Source organism: Candidatus Contendobacter odensis Run_B_J11 (genome assembly GCF_000531125.1).
Taxonomy (GTDB): domain Bacteria; phylum Pseudomonadota; class Gammaproteobacteria; order Competibacterales; family Competibacteraceae; genus Contendibacter; species Contendibacter odensensis.
On the sequence record NZ_CBTK010000064.1, the window covers coordinates 1 to 25148 of the forward strand.

The following is a 25148-nucleotide window of genomic DNA, read 5'->3' on the forward strand; positions in this document are numbered from 1 at the left end:
AAGCCGATGTTCTAGCCCAGGCCGCAAATCATCGCCATCACAGGAAAATTTACAGGAGGCTTAATTTTGCGTTTTTGAAACCGCATTCATCAGGTTGTGTCTACTATGAAGAAAGCACTGTCTCAAGGTTCATTACCGTCTTTAAATAAATATCTGTCAGCACCGGCCCTATTGAGTCAAGTGCGCCAAGCGTTTGAACGGATTTCCGATCCCCGTCGTTATGGTCAACAATTCTCGTTGTCGGATGTTCTAATGTCAGGGTTGGCGGTTTTTGGGGTCCTGTAAATTTTCCTGTGATGGCGAGGGTTAGCAGCGTCAGGCTAAGGCGTTGACTGCATCTAACCTATTGATCCAACCAAGTGATATTCATTTTACCTGCCTGCCCCACAATTCCGATCACAGGAAAATTTACAGGAGGTTTCATTTTGAAAAAATCCGGGCACGGGATCGGTGGCACTTGACGAGTCGGATCGCACGGAAGGTGTTGGCTCACACCCTGGGTATTTTTGTGAACCGGCTCCTCGGCTGCTCAGACCTCCAGTTCGAGGGACTGATCGCCTGAAAAGTCGAACATCGCGTGGTTCTTGGTCGCTTTAACGGTGAGCGTGCGCTCATTCAGATTAATATGTTCCCAACGCAGTCCGGCGGCTTCCTCGCGGCGCAGTCCAGTCAACACCAGCAGCATTAGATAATCGCGTCCGGTCGGTTCCAGGGTTTGCACCCCTGACCACCAAGCAGGCATCTGTGCAACCTTAACTAAAGTTTGCCGACGTTCTACCCGCACCCATGAGCCGAGTTGCCCCAATCGTTTGACTGGATTAAGGATAATTTGAGATGTGCCGTCCGGGTTCAGATATTCCCCGGCGGCGAAGTTGAACAGCGCTGACAGAACGCGCATCGCTAAATTGGCTCTGGCTCCGCCGTGCCCATCAATCAAGGCAGCATGGCGTTCTACGACTTGGGCTTGAGTGATGTCTACCAGTGGCAAATCTTGCCAGTCCAGCAGATAAAGGCGGATCGCGTCGCGGTAGTTTTGGCGGGTAGAGGGTTTGAGGTTGCGCTTGGCGGTTAGATACGCCTCCAGCACTGTGCTTAATGCCAAACGCTGTCGTTCGGCCCGTTGCTGTACCCGGACTTGTTTAGCGGCAACCGGGTTGATGCCTTGGGCAATGTCGCCATTGAGTGAACTGACTTGTTTGCGAGCCAGTTCGGGGGAGATTTCGGGATAGCGCCCTAACCGGATACGTTCCGGTTTGCCATCCAGCCAGCGGTAGAGATAGAAGGTCTTGGTTCCCGCTGGGGTAATTTGCACCGCCAGACCCGGAACTTTGGCGTCATAAACGAAATACCGCGCCGGTTTAGCTTCGAGGGTGTCCAAGGCGGTCTTGGTAAAGCTGATCCGGTGTTCGCTACGCTTCATGGCCTTGCCTCCAAGTTCCCGCATAGCACGGGAGGTGGTATGTGCTATGCCAGTGCTATGTTTTTCCGCAATTTTCCGCAATTCATAGCAACGCCACACAAGGCCATTTTAGTATAACTGTTTGATTAAACAACTCCTCTCAAGGCAGTGCAAACCCGCGCAAATCGGCTTTTTAGAACTTCATCTCCTCGAAGAACTTCTTCGCCTTATCCAGCCAGCCCTCTTCTTGCGGGGTGTGGTGCTTACCACCCTTTTCCATGGTGTTGGCGAATTTCTGCAATAACTCCTTCTGCTCCTTGGTCAGATTAACCGGGGTTTCAACCCCCACCCGGCACAGCAAATCACCCGTTGGACCACCTCGCACCGGTTTAACCCCCTTACCGCGAACCCGGAACACCTTGCCGGTCTGAGTTTCGGGCGGAATCTTCAGACTCACCCGCCCATCCAGAGTCGGCACTTCCCGGTCGCCGCCCAGCGCCGCAGCGGTAAAACTGATCGGCACTTCGCAGTACAAATCATTGTCCTCGCGAGTAAAAATCGGGTGCGGCTTGACCCGAATCTGCACATACAAATCGCCGGGCGGCCCGCTGTATTCCCCGGCCTCGCCTTCGCCCGCCAAGCGGATTCGGTCGCCGTTGTCTACCCCCGCCGGAACCTTGACCGATATCGTCTTCTGTTCCTCGACCCGACCGGCGCCCCGGCAGGTCTCGCAGGGTTCGGGAATGATCGTGCCCCGTCCCTGGCAGCGTGGGCAGGTTTGCTGAATCGAGAAAAAGCCCTGTTGCATCCGTACTTGACCGACGCCGCGACAGGTTGGACAAGCAATGGCTTTAGTGCCGGGCTTGGCGCCGCTGCCGGCACAGGCGGCACAGCTCACCAAAGTCGGCACCCGGATCTTGGCGGTAGTGCCGAATACGGCCTCTTCCAAAGTTAAATCCAGGTTGTAGCGCAGATCAGCGCCCCGGTAGTTCTGATTACCACCGCTGCGGGCACCGCCGAAGATGTCGCGAAACACCCCGCCGAAGATGTCATTCAAATCCGCCGGACCGCCCCCTCCGCCACCGGCTGGACCCTCCACCCCGGCGTGACCGAACTGGTCGTAAGCGGCTCGCTTGCGCGCATCGCTCAGCACCTCGTAGGCTTCCTTAGCCTCCTTGAACTGTTCCTCGGCTACATGGTCGCCAGGATTGCGGTCGGGATGATGTTTCATCGCCAGCCGCCGGTAAGACTGCTTGATTTCAGCCTCGCTGGCGTTGCGGGCCACATTGAGAATTTCGTAATAGTCGCGTTTGGCCATGATTCGTCTTGCGTTGCGGAGGGCGGTCAGAGTGTAAAAGGGCTAAAACCAAAAATCCGAGAGTGCGCGAAGCACTCCCGGATTGCTAGTTTACCGCAGCCGTAGCGTCTACTTCTTCACTTCCTCAAACTCGGCATCCACCACCCCGTCATCGGCTGGCTTGTGAGCGCCGCCGCCAGGGCCGTGCGGACCGCCAGGTCCATCCTCCGGACCAGCGCCGGACTGACTGTACAGCCGTTCGGCCAGCTTGCCGGATACTTCGCCCAAGGTCCGGGTCTTGGCCTCGATAGCGCTCTTGTTGTCGGTCTTGATCGTGGTGCGCAGATCGCTGATCGCCGCTTCGATGGCCGAGCGTTCGCCGCCTTCCACTTTGTCGCCCAAATCGCGCAGCGTCTTCTCGGTGGCGTGAATCAGGTTTTCGGCCTGGTTGCGGGCGTTGACCAACTCGTGGAACTTCTTATCTTCCTCGGCATGGGCCTCGGCATCGCCGACCATCCGCTTGATCTCATCCTCGGACAGGCCGGAACTCGCCTTGATGACGATGCGGTTCTCCTTGCCGGTCGCCTTGTCCTTGGCCGACACATGCAGAATGCCATTGGCGTCAATGTCGAAGGTCACTTCGATCTGCGGCACCCCTCGCGGTGCGGGCGGAATATCCTGCAAGTCAAATTTGCCCAGCGACTTGTTGGCCGAGGCCATCTCGCGCTCGCCCTGCAACACATGCACTGTCACCGCCGTCTGGCTGTCATCGGCGGTCGAGAAGGTCTGCTGCGCCTTGGTCGGGATGGTGGTGTTCTTCTCGATCAGCTTGGTCATCACCCCACCCAGGGTTTCGATGCCCAGCGACAGCGGGGTTACGTCGAGCAGCAGCACGTCTTTAACCTGCCCGCCCAGCACCCCGCCCTGAATCGCGGCACCGACTGCGACCGCCTCATCGGGATTCACATCCTTGCGCGGATCCTTGCCGAAGAACTCGCGCACCTTGTCCTGCACCTTGGGCATCCGGCTCTGACCACCAACCAGCAGCACATCATCAATCTGAGCGATGCCCAAGCCGGCATCTTTCAGCGCGGTGCGGCAGGGGCCGATGGTTTTATCCACCAAATCCTCGACCAGCGATTCCAGCTTGGCGCGGGTCAGCTTGAGATTCAGATGTTTTGGCCCGCTGGCGTCGGCGGTAATGTAGGGCAGGTTGATATCACTCTGCTGGCTGGAGGACAACTCGATCTTGGCTTTCTCAGCCGCTTCCTTGAGCCGTTGCAGCGCCAGCGGATCGTTGGCCAGATTGATACCGGACTCGCGCTGAAACTGCTCGATCAGGTGATCGATGATCCGCTTGTCGAAGTCCTCGCCGCCCAGGAAGGTGTCGCCGTTGGTTGAAAGTACCTCGAACTGCTTTTCACCGTCCACTTCGGAGATTTCAATGATCGAGACATCAAAAGTGCCGCCGCCCAGATCGTAGACCGCGATCTTGCGATCCTTGGTGCTGGACTTGTCCATGCCAAAGGCCAGCGCCGCCGCCGTCGGCTCGTTGATGATGCGCTTGACCTCCAGCCCGGCGATGCGCCCGGCATCCTTGGTGGCTTGGCGCTGGCTATCGTTGAAATAGGCCGGCACCGTGATCACCGCTTCGGTGACTGGATGACCGAGATAGTCCTCGGCGGTCTTCTTCATCTTCATCAACACCCGCGCCGAAATTTCCGGCGGAGCCATTTTCTTGCCACGCGCCTCAACCCAGGCATCGCCATTGTCGTTCTTGACGATCTTGTAGGGTACAAGGTCGATGTCTTTCTGCACCTCCGGTTCGCCAAAGCGACGGCCGATCAGCCGCTTGACCGCGAACAGGGTGTTGTGCGGATTAGTCACCGCCTGACGCTTGGCCGGCTGGCCGACGGTGATTTCGCCGTCTTCCAGGAAGGCGACGACCGAAGGCGTGGTCCGGTCACCTTCACTGTTCTCAATCACCCGGGGCTTGCCCCCTTCCATCACCGCTACACAGGAATTGGTGGTGCCCAGGTCAATGCCGATAATTTTGCTGCTGCTCATTGGACATACTCTCTGAATTTGGAAGATTCGGTTTTTAGTCCGGGACTTTCGCTAATAAACCGGGTGTCGCCCTACCGGTGAAAACGGGTATCCCGTCTTTTCAGCAGGTGACCGGATTCCCGCTGACGCGGAAATGACGGAATGCGAAAGTCCTGTAGTCTTTACTTACCGCCAGATATGGGGGCGGATGGGCTGTTTTCAATAGCCGGAGCCGGATTCAACTCGCCGGTTTGGGCAGGGCTTGAGCAACGAGTACCTTGGCTGGGCGGAGCAGGCGCTCGTTGAGCAAATAGCCCTTTTGCAGCACTTGCACCACGGTATTCGGCTCGGCCTGGTCGGTCGGCAACATCGCCATGGCTTCATGCTCGTTCGGATTGAATTTGGCCCCGAGCGGATTCAGCTCACGAGCGCCGAACTTTTCCATCGCCGCTGCCAGTTGCTTGAGCGTCAGTTCAACCCCTTCGCGCAGCTTGGCGACCTCTACCGCATCGTGAGTCGCTGCCAGCCCCAGTTCCAGGCTGTCACGCGCCGGCAGCAATTCGCTAAAAAACCGCTCCAGGGCAAATTTATGGGCGTTCTGCACGTCGCGCTCAGCGCGCTTGCGCAGGTTTTCCATCTCGGCGTGAGCGCCCAGATACAGCTTCCAGTGGTCGTCAGCCTTGGCCAGCGCCTGATCCAGTTCGCGTTGCACTGCCTCGAACTCCTCGTGGCTGACCGGGGGCGCATCCGCTGCCGACACCGCCTCCGCAAAGGATGGAGTCGCCCCGGCGTAAGGATCCAAGGGGGGATTGATAGGGGTCATTGAATACATTCTCCGTCACTAATGAAATCAGTCGGGTGGCGCTGTCGCCTTTCATTACGGCGGAGGTGGGGGTCAACGGTGGAATTTCAAGGGTACGGCGGATGAGCTTTCAAGATGCCGCCCCTTCCAAACGAATCGCAGCGCACCGACTCCATGAATCAGGGGAGAACAGCAATCTAACGCCCCGCGCAGGCTCGACGCTTCCCCAGTAATTCTGCTTGCAGCCGAGCCAATTCCTGCCGCAACTGAGACGCTGTAAGAACAACACCTTTAAGTATCGAACGAAGTCGGATTGCCGCCTGGATGGAAAAGCGGGACGCTCCGAGTCAGCGACTGCTGGATAACCGGGAACTGAAGGCGTTGGCCACCGCTGGTGGAAAATGGGCTGAGACATTTTCTCGGGCACGATTATCGGGCGCAAGGTAAGGAGTTGGCCAACTTTGGCTATGGTGCTGCCAATGAGGAACTTATGGACAATAAGTGGCAGGCATTGCTCTGAGAACCTTGGGTCGGGAGATTTATCGACGGCAGGTTGCGCCGTATTCGAGACCTCCCGGTTTTTAATCACCAGAACCATTTTAAGGCCCGCTACGAAAAACGATTGCAGGAAAAGTAGGGACAGCAAATGGATAGAGGTCCCTAATTTTCCGTAGAGCTACACCGGATAACAAATGGTGATGGTGGGAAAAACACTCCATCTGTTTGATTCCATTTGCCTAACATCAGTCTCAGCCACCGCGCCATTCGGCGCGGTCAGCTTGAGTGACTGGTTGGGCGGAGGTGTCACTAACACTATAGAAGCTGCTAGTAACAAGTTGGTTGGTAATAGTAGTGATAGTACCGGACATAATAGCCTCTGGTCTTCTTGCCTGCTTCATCGGCAAGAGCCAATATCTCGGCTTTATTTTTATCCGATTCCCGGGCAATTTTTCGGGCTTCGTCCAACCATTCTTTTATAACGTCAGCGGCTGGCTGAGCCGCAGCAGATGCTGCTGCCTTGTCAGGAATGATTTCCTTAACGCGGCTTTCCTTCAGCATGCGGGCCGCAGAGATCAAAGCGATGGGATCCTGCTGGGCTTTGCCGTATTGTGCGATTTCGCTCGCAAATTTTGCCCACCCTGCTGCCTGAGCAGCGGCGATTTCAGTTTTCGCTTTATCGTCGGAGCTATTGTCTTCAGCGACAGCCAAACCAACGGTAGCCGGCAGAACAAGGATGGCGGCGATAAACACAAAAAATTGTCTGAGTGCAGCTTTCATAATCTACTCCTCTCGGTCTAGGGCTGGGTAAAGATAGGTTACCTGTTTGGATCACTTCGAGGCCAACAGTGCAATAGACAGAATAGGCTGATATGGTAATAGATAGAATCTATATAGCACATCAGTACCAAAACCATCTTAGACTACAAAATTAGGTTTTACAACCATACGGATGTGCAACCTTTCCGATCACACCGTGATCACGCTATCGAACTCGTCGCAAGACAGGTAGCATCATGGCCCAGTAAAAACGCTATGGATGCCTATTTGGTGTTTGATTGCTTGTAGATGACGATCCAGAACGGCTTCAATCTGATTAGCCTTTTGGCCGCCATTCATGTCCTGAAGTTCCTTATGCAACCCTGTTAGCGGCTTTTCGCTGAAAATGACTACGAAATGATCGCCACCATACGGAGGGTCCACGTTAAGATTCAAGAGGTAGGGTTGATTCATCGGAACCTCCAAGGGGTCTTTAATTGTTCCATCCTGGATAGGATAGAGATAATTAATAGTGCCATCGGATGCAATATTGAATAAAGTTAGACAAGGATATTTCTGGTTACTGGTTTCCAAGGTCACTTGTTCGCCAGCGCGATGGAGGCGATCATTTGGCTTTAATACGATAGTCGGACTCACTACCTCGCTACGTTTCTTAACGCGCTCAACAGCGATCAGTTTGTCGAATACCTTGGTTGCATAAGCGATTTCAACGCCACCAACAGGGGCAGCGGCTTGCGTCTTTGCCCGTGAAAACGCTCTGGTTTCCTGGATCTTCTGTTGACGACCATCATAGATCACATCGCCAAGTTGAGAAAATACCTTCTCTTTACCAATATCCCAAATAGCGTTAGCAGTTTGATTATTATTAGTGGTTTTCGCCTGACCGAGGATCGGTCGCCATTGATTTTCAGCGAGAGCATGAGGCACATTGGTGACAAATACCGTGAATTCCGTTGGCTGTTTCGCGGCGGTGGTGGTCGCTACTTCTGCATTGGCAGATGGTTTCCCATCTCCTTCATGAGCAGACGGCGGCCTGGCATTGATCGGGATGGAAAAATCGACGCCACCGCCGGAGAACTGCGGCGTCTGTTGCCCGTCAGTGAGCATGCGAACGTTTTCGGTGACGAGGTGCTGAAGCCTTTCGCTGGAAATCCCTCGCGCCTTGTTGGCAACATCAAAACGCAAGACCTTGGCGAAGGCCATGCTCAAAGCAGCTCGGGGTTGTTTGGAATCGGGGTCGGTGATTTCGACTACTTCCTGATCATCAGCAACAGCGCCGATACCGAGAACATTACTGGCAACCCCGCGATCATTAACGATTTCCCCCTTCTTAGCGCTGGCAATAACGTTTTCTCCTCCCCGGCCTTTAGAACCGTAGAGTGCAGTAAGCGCATCGTTTTCGATATTGAGAGCGGGAATAGAACGTGTTTTAAATTTTTTTGGCGCAGAAAAGGCGCGGGTCATGGTTCCGGAATGGCAGGAATCCGCGATGAACAGGATTTTCAGATCAGGCGTTTCCCGAAATAAGGCATCTATCTCATCATCAACGATGCGCTGATAGCTCGTTTGACCGCGATCAGCGAAATTTGCCAGAATAAAATTTTCATCCAGGCCGGACTGTTCCGAATTGGCTACATGCTCCTTCTCCTGAGAACCGTGACCTGCATAAGCAAAGACAAGAACATCGTCTTTTTTAGCTTGGCTGGTGAGAGATTTCCATTTGCTAAAAATGCTATCCCGATCTGCTTCCTTGTCCTGAAGCAAAATGACTTGCTTGGCTCCAGCTTGCCTGAGCGCGTCAGCGATGTCGTTGGAATCGTTAACCGCTCCATCCAGTGTTGGGAAGCTTTGATAGTCGTTAACGCCAATGATTAAACCATAGAGATCAGCCGCACTAACCGGGGTCGCCGCGAACAGGATAGACAGCCAAAACAACCAACCTGTCCCAACGAGATGATGGGTGATTGATAGAAAGGAACCGTGTTTTTTCATCGAGGTCTCCTGCCTTCAAGCATGCAACGTTGTGTTTCACGCTATAGCGTCGGCTTCACGCGGTTCAATTCTTAATGGCGGTCAAAGGGAACGCTAACCGGGTTAAATCATTGCCACGAGGAATTGCCGCCGGGCGTTGGGTGTATTTGGGCTGCCGTTTACGAATCTCCATGATTTCATTGTAAACGAAGCTGGCGATTTGAAGCGCGGTTACCTTTGTGTCGCGCCGGCCCGCCGCATCTCCATTGAGTCCCATAAGCACGGCATAACCAAAAAGGCCGTTACCCGAGCGTTTGTTATCCACTGTGATGTACTCGTCAGCAGCCTCCTCCCCAGCGCCGGCAGCGGCGATCATGAGTAACTCTCCAAAACTCTCGCGTGCTTTGGAGAGCGCCTCAGACTGCTGATCCAAATCGCTGCTTTTCACGTCATAAGCTCCCGAATGACAAGAATCGAGAAAAATAAGAACATGGTTCGCTTTATCGGAAATTTTTGCCAATTTTTCTCCAAGCACTTTCTGGGAAATGGCCGTCTGCACATAATCATTAACGAGTGAATTCTGGGGGATAAAATAGTAGATATTATTATTATTCATTCCGTGCCCAGCCAAATAAACTACTACGGTGTCCTCCCGAGAGGTAATTTGATTGGCAATCTGATCTAACGCCTTTTCGATTTCCGCACGTGTGGCTTGCTGATCATACAGGCGCAAAACGGAAGCTTTGCCGAAATCTGAGCTTGCATTCTTTTCCAGCAACGCTGCGACATCCTGGGCGTCCTTAACCGCGAAACGCAAGGTGACTCCGGCTTCACGGTACTGATTTATTCCTATCGATAGGATGTGAAGTGTGGGTTTTTGGCCTCGCGTCGCTATTTCAGCGGGAGCGGCCACTGCCGGGACCACCAGTTCCACAAGGCTGCTTTTACCATTGGCCCTGTTGCGACCATCGGAGGCCCGCACTTGGAGTCGGTTCACTCCTGGGTCCAGTTCCAGATCCCGTTCCAGAATGACTTCGCCGTCCTTCACCGTACTCTCCGTGACGGGAGTTGATGAAGCATTTGCGACTGACGCGGCGACCGCCCGTGAAAAGCCACGTGTTTTAGCGTCGGCGTTTTCTACGACAACGCCATTGCGCAACAGGTGAATCTCACCCACGCCGCCATTTCGTTCCTTGAGTTTAAAGCGCAATCGCACCCGATTTTTACCCATGGGAAGTTCATCCCGTTGCAATACCGGTTCCTCTTGCTTGATTTCGGGCGCAACCGACGCGGTTGTCATTGGGGTAGCCGGGGTAGCCATGAGTTGCTGGGTCCGGGAAAAGGCGCGTGTGGCCCCTTTTCCAATAGGAAAACAGGAACCTGTGCCCGTTACTGGGGTTGTAGCAGCAACAGGGGGCGTGGCAACCGGCGTCGCCGAGGTCGCAACCGGCGTTGAGGCAGGGGCCACCCGCCGAAAGGCGCGGGTGAGAGAGTCGGTTTTCTCCAGCAGACAATACTCAATCAATTCCACCTCTGGGACTGGCGCAACAAAAAGCCCGTTAATGACCTCTTGCGCCTGGGCGAATTGGGTTTGCAGAGCGGCTTCATGTCCGCCCATCATCTTTCGGCTCAACAGCGATGGCGAGTAGAAACTCTGATAAAGCTGGCCGAATGTGATCCATTCGGGGGTTTTATTAGCGCCGCGATTCAGGTGATAGCCCGCCAGATTTTTACCGCCGTCCATGGAGTGGGCAAAGAAACCCTCTTTCGTCCATGCAATCCAGCGTGCGCCGTCCACGCTGAGAAAAAGGACGGCAAATTTCTCAATGCTGGCTTGACGACCAGGCTGGCTTGGTTGCAACCGATACCAATGTAGAGCGCCATCGGCCAGGGCGGCCACCAAATAGCGGCCATCCCGGGAGAGATTGACCCCATAAGCCGCCGCAGGCACATCCACTTTAACCAGTTCTGCGCCTTGAGCGTTAAACCAACGCATATAAAAGTCCGTCCCCAAGACAAACCCACTATGATCCGGGGCAATAGCCAGGCTGCGGGATGTCTCGTTACGGGCCAGCGCAATAGAGTGTTTTTTCATAAAAATCGGCGTTGTGGCGCCTTCCCATTGATCAACCGGCAAGAGGACATCATGAGTGATCGGTGGGGTCAATCCCGAGTCTCGAGGGGGATTAATCGTTAGTTCCTGCCGAGACAAGTCGAAGCGAGCCACCTGCTGAGAGGTAAGCCGCCACTCCACTACCAAGCCGTCGGCGGAAAGGGCGAAATGATGGCGAAAGATGCCGCGAAAATCGGTAATGGGTGAATCATGACGGGCGAGGGAACGACCCTCTGGAGTGATGATTCCCCAAGAGGGTTCCGCCGTGGCATAAAGCCATGCCCCATACGGCAGGGTAGCCAGACTGGTGATCGTATTTTCTGCTACCGGCATATCCACCGGGTTGCCGCCGCTTTGCGGCCAGCGTCGAATCATTCGTTGATCGCCCTTGCCAGCGCCACCCGCAGCCAATAAGTCTCCATTTGACCAAGCGACCGAGGAAAGATTTTCTCCAGCCAATCCCTCGACGCTCGGACTTTGCACGACCTTGCCATGAGTGGCATCAATGAGGTCTACTTTAACTTTATCCTTGTAGCCCACTGCGAGAATGCGGCCATCTTCGGAAAAGGCAAGGCCATAGGGTTGTCTTCCACCGCTACCTTTTACCTGATGGAGGAGCTGGATTTGAGCGTCGTAAATACGAATAAAACCGTCATCACTACTGGTGGCCATACGTCCATCATTGGCAAAGGCGATCCAGTTACAGGAAAAACCATATGTTAAATCTTCTGCCACTTTTTTGCCGGTGGCGCTATCCCAAACCATGATGCCCTTGGCGCTGCCAAAGGCTGCAGCGAAACGGATTCCATCCGGGGAATAGGCAAGGTGGAGGATTTCCGAGGGCAACTTGGAAAGACGGTTCTTCATCCGCAGGCTTGAGGTATCGTACAGATAAAGAGCGAAGGTGTTTTCATTATTAGTAATAGCGCCGGCAAGAATCGCGGTTTTGCCATCAGGAGAGAGCGCGCCCGCATAAATGGAACCGTCGAGACCCTCGCCAATAGGGACGCGCAGCACACCCCGAAGATCGCCTCCGGGTAGATTCCACAGGCGAGCAGTTTTGTCGTCCGAGACGGTGAGAAGTAACGTTCTATCCTGGTTCAACGAAATGCGGTTAATAATAGCCGTATGCTCGCCCGCTTCAATGCGCAAATAGGGCGACTCCGCTGCTGCTGGAGCCGGATCGGCTAAAACTTGGAAAGATGTTGTCAGTACAGTGAGAAGCAGAGTAATTAACCAGTGTTTGTGAGAAACAATGGAAGATTGCGGACAAGAAAAAATCTTTTTAGTATTACAGGAGTCCATGATGTAATCCTGATTAGGTTCGGGATGGATTCTCGAAAATGCCAAATGAGATAAAGTTCGCATTGAATTTGGAAAAATACCGATTATCTAGGTAGGAAGCGGATGGAGGGAGGAGGAAGGAAGCAGCGCATCCCTCCGTTTATCCCCCTCAAACCCGTTTACCACTTATTATCACGAAGCCGCTTTTTCTCCTCGCGCCTTGATTATATAGGCAAGGCTGGGGCGATGTTCCAGCAGACTGGTTTTTTCATAACCGTCGTCCGCCACGGCCACTTCATTTTGATAATTCTTAGCCGTCCTAACAGTAGTTTCCGCCTTGTTCTGAGTAGAGGAAAACTTGGAAGCGAGTTGCACAGCCTCGGGCTTGCCACCCGTTTTCCTATTAACCTCTTTCTTTGTATCGGCTGCCTTTTTAGCCGCAATTTTGCGATTTTCAAGCTCCGCCGTCGGCTTTTTGTTGGCGGATCCTTTCCGATTTTTAGCGATATCTCTATCGATTTTTGCCACCTCCTGCATGTATTCTCTATCAATTTGTTTGTTATTGACATCGATGCGTTTTTTCGCTTCCCGCTGTTCTGCCGGCGTTAACCTGGAGATGTCAAATTCGGCCACCATCTGATCATTGGCGTACTGGTATTCTTCCTGGCGCTTGCCGATATTCTCGGCCACCATCTGCATCAGATTGTTATCGCGGCGGACTTGTTCTTGGAGTTGGCTCCAGCGGCGTTGCGCTTCGCCTCTGGATATCCGTTTAGCGGCGTAAGCGGCGCGAATCCGGTCACGCTCTCCCACGCGACAAGCAATCAGTGCTCTGACCGCTATATCTGCTTTATCCAGCTCGTTGGCTTCTCGGGTCAGGTCGTTTCTAATTACTAAAACGGCCTGATCACGACCTTGTTCCATACGGCTCTTGTAGTAACCGCCAATAGCCCCAGCCACTCCGCCTACGGCAGCGCCAATCAGGGCGCTTTTGGCGATATCGTGACCAGACCGCCCTGATAGGGCAGCGATAAGCCCACCGGTCAGTGCCCCGGTCGCCGCCCCGGTCGCCGCCCCCTTGATCATATCCTCGGCGAAGAAATTGCCGGTAGAATCGAGCGCTACCACATTGGAGCGACAAAGATCTGAACCATCATCAGGGCCAATGCGTTCCTCGCGAGTTAAGGGCGTAGCACAACTGGTGAGCATCAGAGTACTCGCTACCAAGGCGATTGTCTTAAGATTGATGTGCCGGGGGACAATATTACAATACAGCATGGATGCATCTCCCTAAATTGTTAAACAGTTTTTTTATCGTACCAGTTAGCTGGGTTATAAAATTGACGAGAAGAATGACTATCACTTGATATAGCGCTTCTCGATGAGCTGTAATCGCATCCAGCCACAAAGTCCTCTCAATTTCCCCTTTTTCAAAGGCGGGAGGCACATTAGCAGCAGGGGAATTCTGCCCATTAGCCCACATTAGTATAGCGCTCACTTACAGGTTGTGGAATAAGTTCCATCCTGTAAATTTTCGTGTGATCCGAATGACAGGTTGGGCGAACACAGCGCACGCTACTCACCAGGATCAACAGGCTGGATGAAGCTGATGCTCTAGCCCACGCCGCAATCCATCGCCATCACAGAAACATTTACCGAGGAAACAACACGAAGACAGCGAACGACGGGGTTGGCGAACGACCCTAGATCACCCGTGAAAACCGCTGCTGCTTCTGCGCACGCAGATAGCGGTCGAACACCATGCAGATATTGCGGATCAGCAGCCGACCAGGCGGCAATACCCGAATTCCGGCAGTATCCAGTTTCAGCAAGCCATCAGCCTGCATATCTGTCAGTTCCGCCAATTCCATCGCAAAGTAGTCGCCGAACACCATGGCATACTGGCGCTCAATTGCAGCGAACTCGAGAGTAAAGTTGCAGATCAGCGCCGTGATCACAGCCCGCCGCAAGCGGTCATCGGCATTCAACCGTACTCCTCTAAACACGGCCAACCGATTATCATCAATCTGGGCGTAATACTCTTCCAAACCCTTCAGATTCTGGCTGTAACTATCGCCGACCATGCCGATAGAAGTCGCGCCGAAACCGATTAGATCGCAATCCGCATGAGTGCTATAACCCTGAAAATTGCGATAGAGCGTTCCGGCTTGCTGCGCTAATGCCAGTTCATCATCCGGCTTGGCGAAGTGATCCATCCCGATGTAGACATAGCTCGCTGCGGTCAATTGCTCAATCACCGCTTTTAGAATCTCCAGCTTCACTGCGGGTGGCGGCAGGGCACTGGCATCAATCTGGCGCTGGGTCTTGAATAACTCCGGCAGATGGGCGTAGTTGAACACTGAAATTCGGTCGGGATTCTGGGCAATAATCTCGGCTACGGTACGGCTAAAGCCAGCGACGCTTTGATGTGGAAGTCCGTAGATCAAATCCACACTAATCGACTTAAACCCTTCGTGGCGGGCCGCCTCCATTACCTTCAGCGTGATCTCTTTAGATTGAAGGCGGTTGACCGCTTTCTGCACTTGTGGATCGAAATCCTGCACTCCCAAACTCAGCCGATTGAAACCAAGTTCGCGCAACAGCGCCACCGTATGATCATCGGTTTCACGGGGATCTACTTCAATCGAATACTCGCCGCTATCACTGTCCAATAGATGGAAATGCTCTCCGGTAACTCGCATTAACTCACGCATTTCATCGCTGTTAATGAAAGTGGGAGTACCGCCACCCCAATGCAATTGAGTAACAGGTCGCTCTTGATTAAATAAAGCACCCTGTAATGCCAGTTCCCGGTAGAGATGATCGAGATAAGGCGTAGTATGACGGCGATTCTTGGTGACAATTTTATTGCAGGCGCAATAGAAACACACTGTGTCGCAGAACGGGATATGAAAATACAACGACAACGGTCTGCCACTGGCATTGCTGGCGATAGCCTGCTCCCGATACTCGTCCGCACCAAAGCCGTCGTGAAATTGCACCGCAGTCGGGTAGGAGGTGTAGCGGGGACCGGCCTGATCGTATTTGTGAATCAGGGTCAAATCAAAAATGATGGCGGTGTCCACGGGCGACCCTCCTTATAACTGGCGCAATTGTGCGGCGTTCAACAGAAACACCCCTTGCCCACCGCGCTCGAATTCCAGCCAGGTGAAAGGCACCTCTGGCAGCGCCTCGCACAAGGCATACTGGGCGTTACCGACCTCAACGATTAGCAGTCCGTCACGTTTCAGATAGTCGGCGGCCTGGAGCAGAATCTGCTCCACCATATCCAAACCTTCCGCACCGGCCACCAAACCCAACCGGGGTTCGTGATGGTACTCCGTCGGCAAAGTGTCGAGTTCAGCCAGAGCAACATAGGGTGGATTGCTGATGATCAGGTCGTAATAGCGACCCTTCAAAGCTGAGAACAGATCGGATTGAATCACCCCGATTTGATCCTCCAGACTGTGATCGGCCACGTTGCGCCGCGCCACCTCCAGCGCCTCGGTGGAAATGTCCACTAAATCTACCCGCGCATCCGGGAACGCATAGGCGCAGGCAATGCCGATACAACCGCTGCCGGTTCCCAAATCCAGAATGTCGCCCACCTGCCGGCTGTCTGGCAACCACGGGGAAAAGTGCCGCTCGATCAATTCCGCCAGCGGCGAACGCGGAATCAGCACCCGTTCGTCCACATAGAACGGCAGGCCCATAAACCAGGCGCGTTGGGTCAGATAAGCAGCGGGCTTGCGTTCCGCGATACGCCGCTGCAACAGATGCAACACTGCCTGCTGTTCGGGCGGTGTCAGTTGCGCTTGCAGATATTCAGCGGGCAAATCCGGGGGCAGATGCAGCGCGTGCAATACCAGCGCGGCGGCTTCGTCAATGGCGTTGTCGGTGCCGTGGCCAAAGTGCAAACCGGCTGCGTTCATCTGGCTGGCGCCCCAGCGGATCAGGTCGCGCAGGGTGCGTAGATAGGGCAAAACATTGTCGTGGTCGGTCATCGGAGTCGGGTTCGCAGTGGAAACGGCTTCTCCCGGAGAGCGGGAGCAAAGTGATTGAACGCCGGCAACGGCTGATCAACATCACTTTCCGATGATACTCAGGAAATCACCTTTCGGGTAAGGCGTGGAGCCTTTTTAGGAAGCTGACGCGAAAGCCCAGCATCGACTTCAGGTCGTGATCGGCAGGCGCTTGAGGTTGCTGAGGCAGGAGCAGCCCACGCCGACTTCAGCGCGGGCCGGCAGGAGCAAGCTTGTAATCACACCGTCAAATACTGTCGCACCAGGCCGTCGTCCAAATCGGCCATCGCCCCGGTCGCTACCGGACGACCTTTATCCACGATACAGAACTGCTGCGCGACCCAACGGGCGAATGGCAACTTTTGCTCGACCAGCAACACGGTCATGCCCTGTTCCTCATTCACCCGGCGGATGGCCGTCCCGATTTCGCGGACGATGGCGACCTGCTCGCGAATCTGGTCGGTTTGCTCCTGGTTCAGGCGACGAATGACCCGGCCAATTTCGCGCACGACGTTGGGCTGAATGCCCTCGGTCGGCTCGTCGAGAATCAGCATCTTCGGCTCCAGCACCAGGGCGCGGCCAATGGCCAACTGCTGCTGTTGTCCGCCGGAGAGATCGCCGCCCCGCCGCTTGAGCATGGTTTTGAGCACCGGGAACATTTCGTAGATCAACTCCGGCACTTGTCGTGGCCGGCGCGGATTGACCGCCAGGCCGATTTTCAGGTTTTCCTCCACCGTCAGCAGCGGAAAGATCTGCCGGCCCTGCGGCACATAGCCGATGCCGAGCGGAGCGCGCCGTTCCGCCGCCGACCCGATCAGATTTTCGCCTTGAAAGGCGACCCGCCCAGAGCGAATCGGCAACAACCCCATGATGCATTTCAGCAAGGTGGTTTTGCCGACGCCGTTGCGGCCCATCAAACAGAGCACAGCGCCGCTCGGCACCTCCAGATCAAGATCCCACAGAGTATGGGATTCGCCGTAATACTGATTCAGCGCTTCAATGGTGAGCATCCTCGCCTCCCAGATAGACCTCAATGACCAAGGGATCGACCTGCAACTCATCCAGCCGCCCTTCGGCCAGCACCCGCCCCTGATGCAGTACGGTCACTTGATCGGCGATGGAGCGGACGAAGCCCATGTCGTGCTCGACCACGACGACGGAGTGGTTGCCGGCCAATGATTTGAGCAGTTCAGCGGTGCGCTCCATTTCCGCCGGCGTCATCCCGGCGACCGGCTCATCGACCAGCAGCAATCGGGGTTCCTGCATCAGCAACATCCCGATTTCCAGCCATTGCTTCTGACCGTGCGCCAGTACCCCGGCGAGACGTTGCGCCTGCTCGTTCAGGCCGACCTGGTCCAGCACGGCGCTAATCCGGTCGCGCTCTTCGCCGCTCATCCGGGTGGTCATCAGCCCGCGCAACCGTTTAGCGCCGGACATCGCCAGTTCCAGATTTTCCAGCACGGTCAGCGGTTCGATCACGGTCGGTTTCTGAAACTTGCGGCCAATGCCAATGCGGGCAATGGCCGGTTCGTCGAGTTTGAGCAAATCAATGGTCTGGCCGAAGAACACTCGCCCGGCATCCGGCTTGGTCTTGCCGGTGATGATGTCCATCATCGTGGTCTTGCCAGCGCCGTTGGGACCGATGATGCAGCGCAATTCGCCGTCGCCGATATACAGCGACAGGTTATCAATCGCCTTGAACCCGTCGAAGCTCACGGTGACGCCTTCCAGATACAACAGAATGCCGTGCGTCGCATCCACCGGCGCGACCGGGGTGTGCATACCCGCAGCCTCCGGTTCAAAAATCAGCTCGCTCATGATGCGGTCTCCCGACGGCGGCGCAACAGTCCGATCAACCCATAAGGCAGGAGGAGGGTGACGGCTACGAACAGCCCGCCGAGGGCGAACAGCCACACCTCCGGCAAGGCGGCGGTCAGCCAGGATTTACTGTAATTGACCAGCACTGCCCCGACCACCGCTCCGACCAGGGTACCGCGCCCGCCGACCGCCACCCAAATCACCGCCTCAATCGAGTTCAAAGGCGCAAATTCACCGGGATTGATAATGCCGACTTGCGGCACATACAGCGCCCCGGCCACTCCCGCCAGCATCGCTGAAAAGGTGAAAACCAGTGTCTTGACCTGTTCCACCCGATAGCCGAGAAAGCGGGTGCGATCTTCGGAATCGCGGATCGCGACTAAAACCCGTCCCATTCGGGTAGATACCAGCCAACGGCAAGCAAGATAACCACCCGCTAAAGCCAGCGCTGATAAGACAAATAACACGATCCGAGTCTCATCGGCATGGATTGAATAGCCCAGAATATCCTTGAAATCGGTCAGGCCGTTATTGCCGCCAAAACCCATTTCATTGCGGAAGAAAGCCAGCATCAGCGCATAAGTCAAAGCCTGAGTGATAATCGACAGATAAACGCCCGATACTCGTGAACGAAAGGCGAACCAGCCAAAGATGAAAGCCAGCAGCCCCGGCACGACCATCACCATCAGCGCCGCAAACCAGAACATATCGAAGCTGTGCCAATACCAAGGCAGGTCTTTCCAATTTAAAAACACCATGAAATCAGGCAGCACCGGATCGCCGTAAACCCCGCGGGTACCGATTTGGCGCATCATATACATGCCAAAACAGTAGCCGCCCAAGGTGAAAAAAGCGGCGTGACCGAGGCTGAGAATACCCATGTAGCCCCATACCAGATCAATAGATACCGCCAGCAGGGCATAGCACAGATATTTTCCAAGCAATGTGACGGTGTAAGCCGTCAGATGCAGCGGATGATCCGGCGGCACTAGCAGATTCAGTGCTGGCACGCCAATACCGATGATCATCAATACGGCCAGCAATACCAATCCGGTACGGTCGGAGAGCAACCAACGAGGGAAGCGCATCAGTTAAACCTCCGCTGCCCGGCCCCGTTGCGGGAATAAACCGCGTGGCCGTTTCTGAATAAACAGAATTAAAAATACCAGCACCACAATCTTGGCCAGCACCGCACCCGTCCAGGGTTCCAGCAGCTTGTTAGCGACGCCCAGCGACAAACCGGCCACCATCGTGCCCCACAAATTGCCGACCCCGCCGAACACCACCACCATGAATGAGTCCACGATGTAGCTCTGGCCGAGATTGGGACCAACATTGGTCAACTGCGACAATGCAACACCGGCAACGCCAGCAATGCCGCTGCCCAGACCAAAGGTCAGCGCATCCACCCGTGCCGAGCGCACCCCCATCGCCCGCGCCATCGCCCGATTTTGCGCGACCGCCCGTACTTCCAAGCCCAAACGGGTGCGTTGCAACGCCAGCCACAGCAGCGCGAATACCGCAATACAGAAACCGACGATCACCAGCCGGTTCAGCGTGACTTCCAGCGGGCCGAGCAAAATGGTGCCGCTCATCCAGTCCGGAGCCGCCACCGAGCGATTCAGAGGCGAAAAGATCGAGCGTACCGCCTGTTGCAAAATCAGACTGACGCCAAAGGTAGCCAGCAGGGTTTCCAGCGGGCGCCCGTAGAGAAAACGGATGATGCCGCGCTCAATAGCGATACCCACCAGCGCAGTGACCAGGAAGGCCAGCGGCACCGCCACCGGCAATGACCAGTTGACTGGCAGCCATTGCTGGGTCAACCAAGTGGTATAAGCGCCCAGCATCATCAATTCGCCGTGCGCCATGTTAATCACCCCCATTACCCCGAAAGTCACCGCCAGCCCAATCGCAGCCAGAATCAGCACGGACCCCAGCGACAATCCGAAGAACAGGGTTTCGGCCCAACCTAATAACTGCAGGCGAAACTCGGTGCGACTTAGGGCGCTCTTGGCGGCCTCGCGCACATTGGCATCGCTATCATCGGCGGCTACGCGGGTCAACCGGCCGCGAATCTCGGTTTGCATCTGACCGCCCAGTGCAGTAGCAGCGGTGGCGCGAACCGTAGCGTCATCACTGGCTAAATCCGCCAATGCCAGCGCCAGCGTCAGCGATTCCTTAATCCCGCCATCTGTTTCTACGGCTAAGCGTTCCCGCAAGGGTGCAGCGCCGGACGGATCGGGATTGCGCATAAAGGCTTCAACTGCCGCCTTGCGCTGTTGCGAATCGGCGCTGGCGAGTCCCAGACTGGCCAATCGATTCTCAATCAGACTTCGCAGGCGGTTATTGGCGGTAATCCGATCCAGACTGCGCTTGCTCACCGCTCCCAGGGCTGCCCCGGTCACGGCATCCTCAATGGTGATTTCCGCCGCATCGTTCAGGCCGATGACGGTGCGATTATTCTCTTCCTGGTAGTACAACCGACTGTCGTACAGAGCTTTCAGGATCGGGGCGAGCCGAGGATGGTTCGAGGCGGCCAGTGTTTCGACCAACTCGGCTTTGCCGTCGAAATCGGCATCGCGCAACTGTACCAGCGTGGCCTGCACAGCCGCATCATCGGCGGCATGGGCGGGTACAACACCCAACAGAACCTGTAGCGTGAGCGCAAAGGTGAGGAACCCGGCGCGAATCAACGTGCGGGAAGGCATGGGGCATCCTCATGATCAGGGAGGTGGAAGGAGTTCCAGCGCCGCCCTCACCCCCGCTCCTCCCCAAGGGGGAGGAGCATCAATGCGGGAGTGAAAAGCGGGCTTAATTTACTTGAAGTTTTGACCCGAACAGGTCTTGGTGACAGTGTTGTAGTTGCCACACTTAATCGGTGCGGTCCAGTCAGCGATGATGTCCTTGCTACCTGGCAGGAAGTCGGACCAAGCGTCGCCTTCCACCAAACCCTTGGTCTTCCACACCACGTCAAATTGACCGTCAGCCTGAATTTCGCCGATCAGCACCGGCTTGGTCAGATGGTGATTGGGCAGCATCTTGGCGGTGCCGCCGGTCAGGTTCGGCGCTTCGATACCGACCATGGTTCCGATCACCTTATCCGGGTCAATAGTCTTGGCTTTCTCCACCGCCTTTACCCACATATTGAAGCCGATATAGGTGGCTTCCATCGGGTCGTTGGTTACCCGCTTCGGGTTCTTGATGAAGTCGTGCCACTCTTTGATAAAGGCATCATTAGCCTTGCCCTTGACGCTCATGAAGTAATTCCAGGCGGCGAGATGACCCACCAGCGGCTTGGTATCAATACCGGACAATTCTTCTTCACCCACCGAGAACGCAACGACTGGAATATCCTTGGCGGAAATGCCCTGATTACCCAGCTCCTTGTAGAACGGCACGTTGGCATCACCATTAATGGTGGAAACGACAGCGGTCTTCTTGCCAGCGGAACCGAATTTCTTGATGTCGGAGACGATGGACTGCCAATCCGAATGACCAAACGGGGTGTAGTTGATCATAATATCCTCTTCCTTGACCCCCTTAGCCTTGAGATAAGCTTCCAGAATCTTGTTGGTGGTGCGGGGATAGACGTAATCGGTACCGGCCAATACCCAGCGCTTCACGCCCAAATCCTTCATTAGATAATCCACTGCCGGGATCGCTTGTTGATTTGGAGCCGCGCCGGTGTAAAACACATTCCTGGATGACTCCTCGCCCTCGTATTGCACTGGATAGAACAGGATCCCGTTCAATTCCTCGAATACCGGCAATACCGACTTGCGCGAGACCGAAGTCCAGCAGCCGAAGACCACCGCCACCTTGTCTTTTTGCAGCAGTTCACGCGCTTTTTCAGCGAACAGCGGCCAATTCGAGGCCGGGTCTACCACCACCGCCTCCAGCTTCTTGCCAAGCAGGCCACCCTTCTTGTTCTGGGCGTCAATCAGCATTAATACGGTGTCTTTCAGCGTGGTTTCGCTGATCGCCATGGTGCCGGACAGGGAATGCAGGACACCAACCTTGATGGTGTCGGCGGCGTGAGCCAGCGTGGCACTGAGCGTCAGCGTGCCGGCCAGCAGCCAATAGGGAATTTTCGACAATTTGTTCGTCATGCGCAGCCCTCAATGTTGTGGTTAACCCGTCTGCGTCATCCGCAAACTTGGGCATGTGGCTATCAAGGACTGTGCCAAGCTATAATATTGATGTTTATTAACAAGTTGCCGTTGGTAAAGTTGGATGAACTGAGTAGGTTATACCTCATATGCCCTGTAATAGGGCATAAACTCGATGAGCACGATGCAAAATAGGGCGTGTTGGTCAATGCGTGCGCGGAAATGGGGCGCTATGCGCCAGCGCGGGCCTGATTCAATGCCCGCAACCCACGCAGATTTTACCGGGTATCGGCTGTCAAGAATCCGCCAGGATTCAGTGCGTGGCATTCGCCCGTCAAGAACGAGCGCCACTCCGACATAGATTCCCTGATCCCCGTATTACCCGGCACTGAGGATAAAAGTACAAAATCCCGGATTGTGAAATGCAACGTACTAAATTAGCGCAATGACTGCGGAACGGGCTTATAAATCATATAAAACAGCCGATAGATTGAGATATACAGCCAGCGCTATAGCTCATGGTCTGCAACGTGCATGGACTTGTTCTCAAAGCACATCGGTCAGGAGAATCATCAATGAACACATACCGAGTCGAATTTACAAGTCGCAACAATAGACATTTCATCGTCAAGACCACGGTGGAAGAATCCTCTGTTGAAAAGGTCGAGTCCTGTGCATGTCAGTGGTTAGCCTATTGGATGGGCTTAAATTCAGCCGAGTTCAATATCACTATTAGGGCTTGATTGTTCACGAGGCCCCACCGCCATTCAGGTAAGCCGTTCGTGGTGAACTTGTCGAACCTTGGCGAGACCATCATTGCCCAGGGACATCGGTCCAAAGACTACCTGACCGCCACCCTGGTCAGCGCGGCAGTTCCAGCACTGCCTCCAACCCTCCCTGGGGATGATTGCGCAGGGTCAGTTCGCCACCGTGAGCGCGGGCGATATTGCGGGCGATGCTCAATCCCAAACCGGTGCCGCCGGTGTCGCGACTGCGCGAGCCTTCCAGCCGATAAAACGGTTCAAACACTCGTTGCAATGCTGTCGTTGCAATCCCTGGCCCGTCATCCCGAATCGTCAGCACCAGCCGCTCCGACGTATCCGCCACTGTAATTTCGGCGCGGTGACCATATTTCAGCGCATTGTCTACCAGATTGCTCAGGCAGCGTTTCAACGCCAGCGGTCGGCAGAGCAGCGGTTGCTGCGCCACGCTGGCGATACGAACCTCCTGCCCGGCATCTTCGGCGTCTTCCTGCAAGCATTCCAACAAGGCATTGAGATCCAGCGACGCCATCGGTTCGGTGTACTCACCGCCGCGCAGAAAATCCAGCGACGCCTGCGCCATTCGCTGCATATCGTCCAGATCAGCCTGAAATTTTCCGCGCAGCGGCGAATCGTCCAATAACTCAGTACGCAATCGCAGCCGGGTAATCGGGGTTTTGAGGTCGTGAGACACAGCGGCCAGAATGCGGTCGCGATCCTCGATGTAGCGGATCAATCGCTGCTGCATGGTGTTGAACGCCTGGGCAGCGCGGCGGACTTCCAGCGGTCCGGTTTCATTCAGCGGCGGGCGGCGGATGTCGCACCCCAATTCAGCGGCGGCATCGGCTAGAATGCTCAGCGGTCGAGTCAGGGTGCGCACCGCCAAGGCCACCAGCAGCGCCACCGAAACCAGAAGCACCAGCAGGATCAGCAGCAATCGCGCCGGCCAGGCGATCACTTCCTCCGGCAATACCTGCTGGAACGTAACTATGGCGCCATCACGCAAGCGGATTTGCACCACGAAATTACGCAGTCCCAGCATCATGGCCTGCATCCGCTCGTGCGGTGGTGGTCGGGTTACCCCGTCAGGTCGCTCAGATGAATTCCAGCGTGGACGATGGGTCGGCGGGGGTGGAGGCGGCAAGTCGTCGTTGATTTCCAATTGGAACGGGCGATCCGGTCCCAACTGGCGCTTGAGCAGAGCGCGGAACAGGGTGGTGTGATAGCGCTCATCCGGTTCCGTTTCGCTTTGCCAGGGCAGGTCCAGGCTGAGCCGGGTGGGCGGCAAATCCAGCGCAGTCACCAACCGCCGCCGTTCAGCATCGTCCAGGGTATCGAGCAGATTAACGATAGCGGCGATCCGCTGGGCGACATGCCCACCAATCGCGTGATAAAGCGCCTGATCCCGGTCTTGCAGCAGGATCGCGGCGCTGAGCAACTGAGCCAGCACCAAACCGCTGGTCAGAAATAGCAGCAGGCGACCAAACAGCGATTGCGGCAAGAGTGGCATCAAAATTCCCGATGGACTTGAGCGGCTAACACATAGCCTTCGTTGCGCACCGTCTTAATCAGCGCCGCATCACGCGGGTCGTCGCGCAAGCGCCGGCGCAACCGGCTGACCTGTACGTCAATGCTGCGATCAAACGGCATCGCTTCGCGGCCCTGAGTCAGATCCAGCAATTGATCGCGGTTCAATACCCGTTGCGGATGTTCCAGGAACACCCGCAGCAAGCGGTAATCGCCCGCACCCAGCGGCATCAGCACCCCATCCGGGGCGACCAGTTGGCGAGCGTCTACATCCAGGGTCCAGCCAGCAAACTGGAAGCGCCGCGTCTCGCCCGGTTCGGTGGGGAGACTGCGGGCACGCCGCAGGATGCTTTTGATCCGCGCCAGCAGTTCACGCGGGTTAAACGGCTTGGGCAGATAATCGTCGGCGCCCATTTCCAGCCCGACGATGCGGTCGGTATCGTCGCCACGGGCGGTTAGCATGATAATCGGGATCGGCGAGCGGGCGCGCAGGGTGCGGCACAGCACCAGGCCATCGTCGCCGGGCAGCATCAGATCGAGGATAACCAGATCGACCGGCGCCTGTTCCAATGCTGCCCACAGCCCGCGACCGTCGGCCACGCCGCTGACCCGAAAGCCATTGCGACCCAGATAATCGGCCAGTAACTCGCGTAAATCCGGATCATCGTCCACGATAAGAAGATGGTCGCTCATTAATGTCTCTCTTTAGCCACCCATTGTC

17 protein-coding genes and 1 pseudogene are annotated in these 25148 nt (G+C 55.4%); 1 reads left to right on the forward strand and 17 read right to left on the reverse strand.

What is annotated here, in order from left to right:
• Positions 1-415 precede the first annotated feature (415 nt).
• Positions 416-562: pseudogene (locus BN874_RS26355) on the forward strand (IS982 family transposase); the annotation flags it as partial.
• On the opposite strand, the gene BN874_RS05285 reads toward BN874_RS26355, so the two are convergent.
• The 17 genes from BN874_RS05285 to BN874_RS05370 all read right to left on the reverse strand — a co-directional run bounded on the left by BN874_RS05285 (position 530) and on the right by BN874_RS05370 (position 25120).
• Complete coding sequence (locus tag BN874_RS05285) at positions 530-1420, reverse strand: tyrosine-type recombinase/integrase (RefSeq protein WP_051497458.1); 891 nt, start codon at positions 1418-1420, stop codon at positions 530-532. The pseudogene BN874_RS26355 and the gene BN874_RS05285 overlap by 33 nt on opposite strands.
• Positions 1421-1592: 172 nt before the next feature.
• Positions 1593-2717 (reverse strand): molecular chaperone DnaJ, encoded by a 1125-nt coding sequence (gene dnaJ, locus BN874_RS05290; RefSeq protein ID WP_034431369.1) that lies wholly within the window; start codon positions 2715-2717, stop codon positions 1593-1595.
• A 108-nt stretch (positions 2718-2825) separates the two neighbouring features.
• Positions 2826-4763: a molecular chaperone DnaK gene (gene dnaK / locus BN874_RS05295; RefSeq protein ID WP_034431370.1), complete on the reverse strand. Its 1938-nt coding sequence runs from the start codon at positions 4761-4763 to the stop codon at positions 2826-2828.
• A 217-nt stretch (positions 4764-4980) separates the two neighbouring features.
• Positions 4981-5574 carry a nucleotide exchange factor GrpE gene (gene grpE / locus BN874_RS05300; RefSeq protein ID WP_420886109.1) on the reverse strand — a complete coding sequence of 198 codons (594 nt, stop codon included), beginning with the start codon at positions 5572-5574 and terminating at the stop codon, positions 4981-4983.
• A gap of 795 nt (positions 5575-6369) precedes the next feature.
• Entirely contained in the window at positions 6370-6822 is a 453-nt protein-coding gene (locus tag BN874_RS05310) for a hypothetical protein (RefSeq protein ID WP_034431372.1), read from the reverse strand.
• Between the two features lie 234 nt (positions 6823-7056).
• Positions 7057-8814 carry a caspase family protein gene (locus tag BN874_RS05315; protein WP_034431373.1) on the reverse strand — a complete coding sequence of 586 codons (1758 nt, stop codon included), beginning with the start codon at positions 8812-8814 and terminating at the stop codon, positions 7057-7059.
• A 64-nt stretch (positions 8815-8878) separates the two neighbouring features.
• Positions 8879-12211: a caspase family protein gene (locus BN874_RS05320; protein ID WP_195912110.1), complete on the reverse strand. Its 3333-nt coding sequence runs from the start codon at positions 12209-12211 to the stop codon at positions 8879-8881.
• A 171-nt stretch (positions 12212-12382) separates the two neighbouring features.
• Positions 12383-13468 carry a YMGG-like glycine zipper-containing protein gene (locus BN874_RS05325; RefSeq protein ID WP_034431375.1) on the reverse strand — a complete coding sequence of 362 codons (1086 nt, stop codon included), beginning with the start codon at positions 13466-13468 and terminating at the stop codon, positions 12383-12385.
• A gap of 425 nt (positions 13469-13893) precedes the next feature.
• Positions 13894-15276 carry an oxygen-independent coproporphyrinogen III oxidase gene (gene hemN, locus BN874_RS05330; RefSeq protein ID WP_034431376.1) on the reverse strand — a complete coding sequence of 461 codons (1383 nt, stop codon included), beginning with the start codon at positions 15274-15276 and terminating at the stop codon, positions 13894-13896.
• Between the two features lie 12 nt (positions 15277-15288).
• Positions 15289-16194: a 50S ribosomal protein L3 N(5)-glutamine methyltransferase gene (prmB, locus tag BN874_RS05335; protein ID WP_034431377.1), complete on the reverse strand. Its 906-nt coding sequence runs from the start codon at positions 16192-16194 to the stop codon at positions 15289-15291.
• Positions 16195-16451: 257 nt separating this feature from the next.
• Positions 16452-17222, reverse strand: a complete 771-nt coding sequence (locus BN874_RS05340) for an ABC transporter ATP-binding protein (RefSeq protein WP_034431378.1) — start codon at positions 17220-17222, stop codon at positions 16452-16454.
• A complete protein-coding gene (urtD, locus tag BN874_RS05345; protein ID WP_051497460.1) occupies positions 17209-18030 on the reverse strand; it encodes an urea ABC transporter ATP-binding protein UrtD in 822 nt (273 codons plus the stop codon). The genes BN874_RS05340 and urtD overlap by 14 nt, the downstream gene beginning before the upstream one ends.
• On the reverse strand, positions 18027-19118 hold the full coding sequence (urtC, locus tag BN874_RS05350) for an urea ABC transporter permease subunit UrtC (protein ID WP_034431379.1): 1092 nt from the start codon (positions 19116-19118) through the stop codon (positions 18027-18029). Before urtC ends, urtD begins: the two co-directional genes overlap by 4 nt.
• 3 nt (positions 19119-19121) lie before the next feature.
• Positions 19122-20738: an urea ABC transporter permease subunit UrtB gene (urtB, locus tag BN874_RS05355; RefSeq protein WP_034431380.1), complete on the reverse strand. Its 1617-nt coding sequence runs from the start codon at positions 20736-20738 to the stop codon at positions 19122-19124.
• Positions 20739-20846: 108 nt separating this feature from the next.
• The gene (urtA, locus tag BN874_RS05360; RefSeq protein ID WP_034431381.1) at positions 20847-22139 is read right to left on the reverse strand and encodes an urea ABC transporter substrate-binding protein; all 1293 of its coding nucleotides are present in this window, start codon (positions 22137-22139) and stop codon (positions 20847-20849) included.
• Positions 22140-23000: 861 nt separating this feature from the next.
• Positions 23001-24410: an ATP-binding protein gene (locus tag BN874_RS05365; RefSeq protein ID WP_034431382.1), complete on the reverse strand. Its 1410-nt coding sequence runs from the start codon at positions 24408-24410 to the stop codon at positions 23001-23003.
• Positions 24410-25120, reverse strand: coding sequence for a response regulator (locus tag BN874_RS05370; RefSeq protein ID WP_034431383.1), 711 nt, complete (start codon positions 25118-25120; stop codon positions 24410-24412). The genes BN874_RS05365 and BN874_RS05370 overlap by 1 nt, the downstream gene beginning before the upstream one ends.
• Positions 25121-25148: the final 28 nt, after the last annotated feature.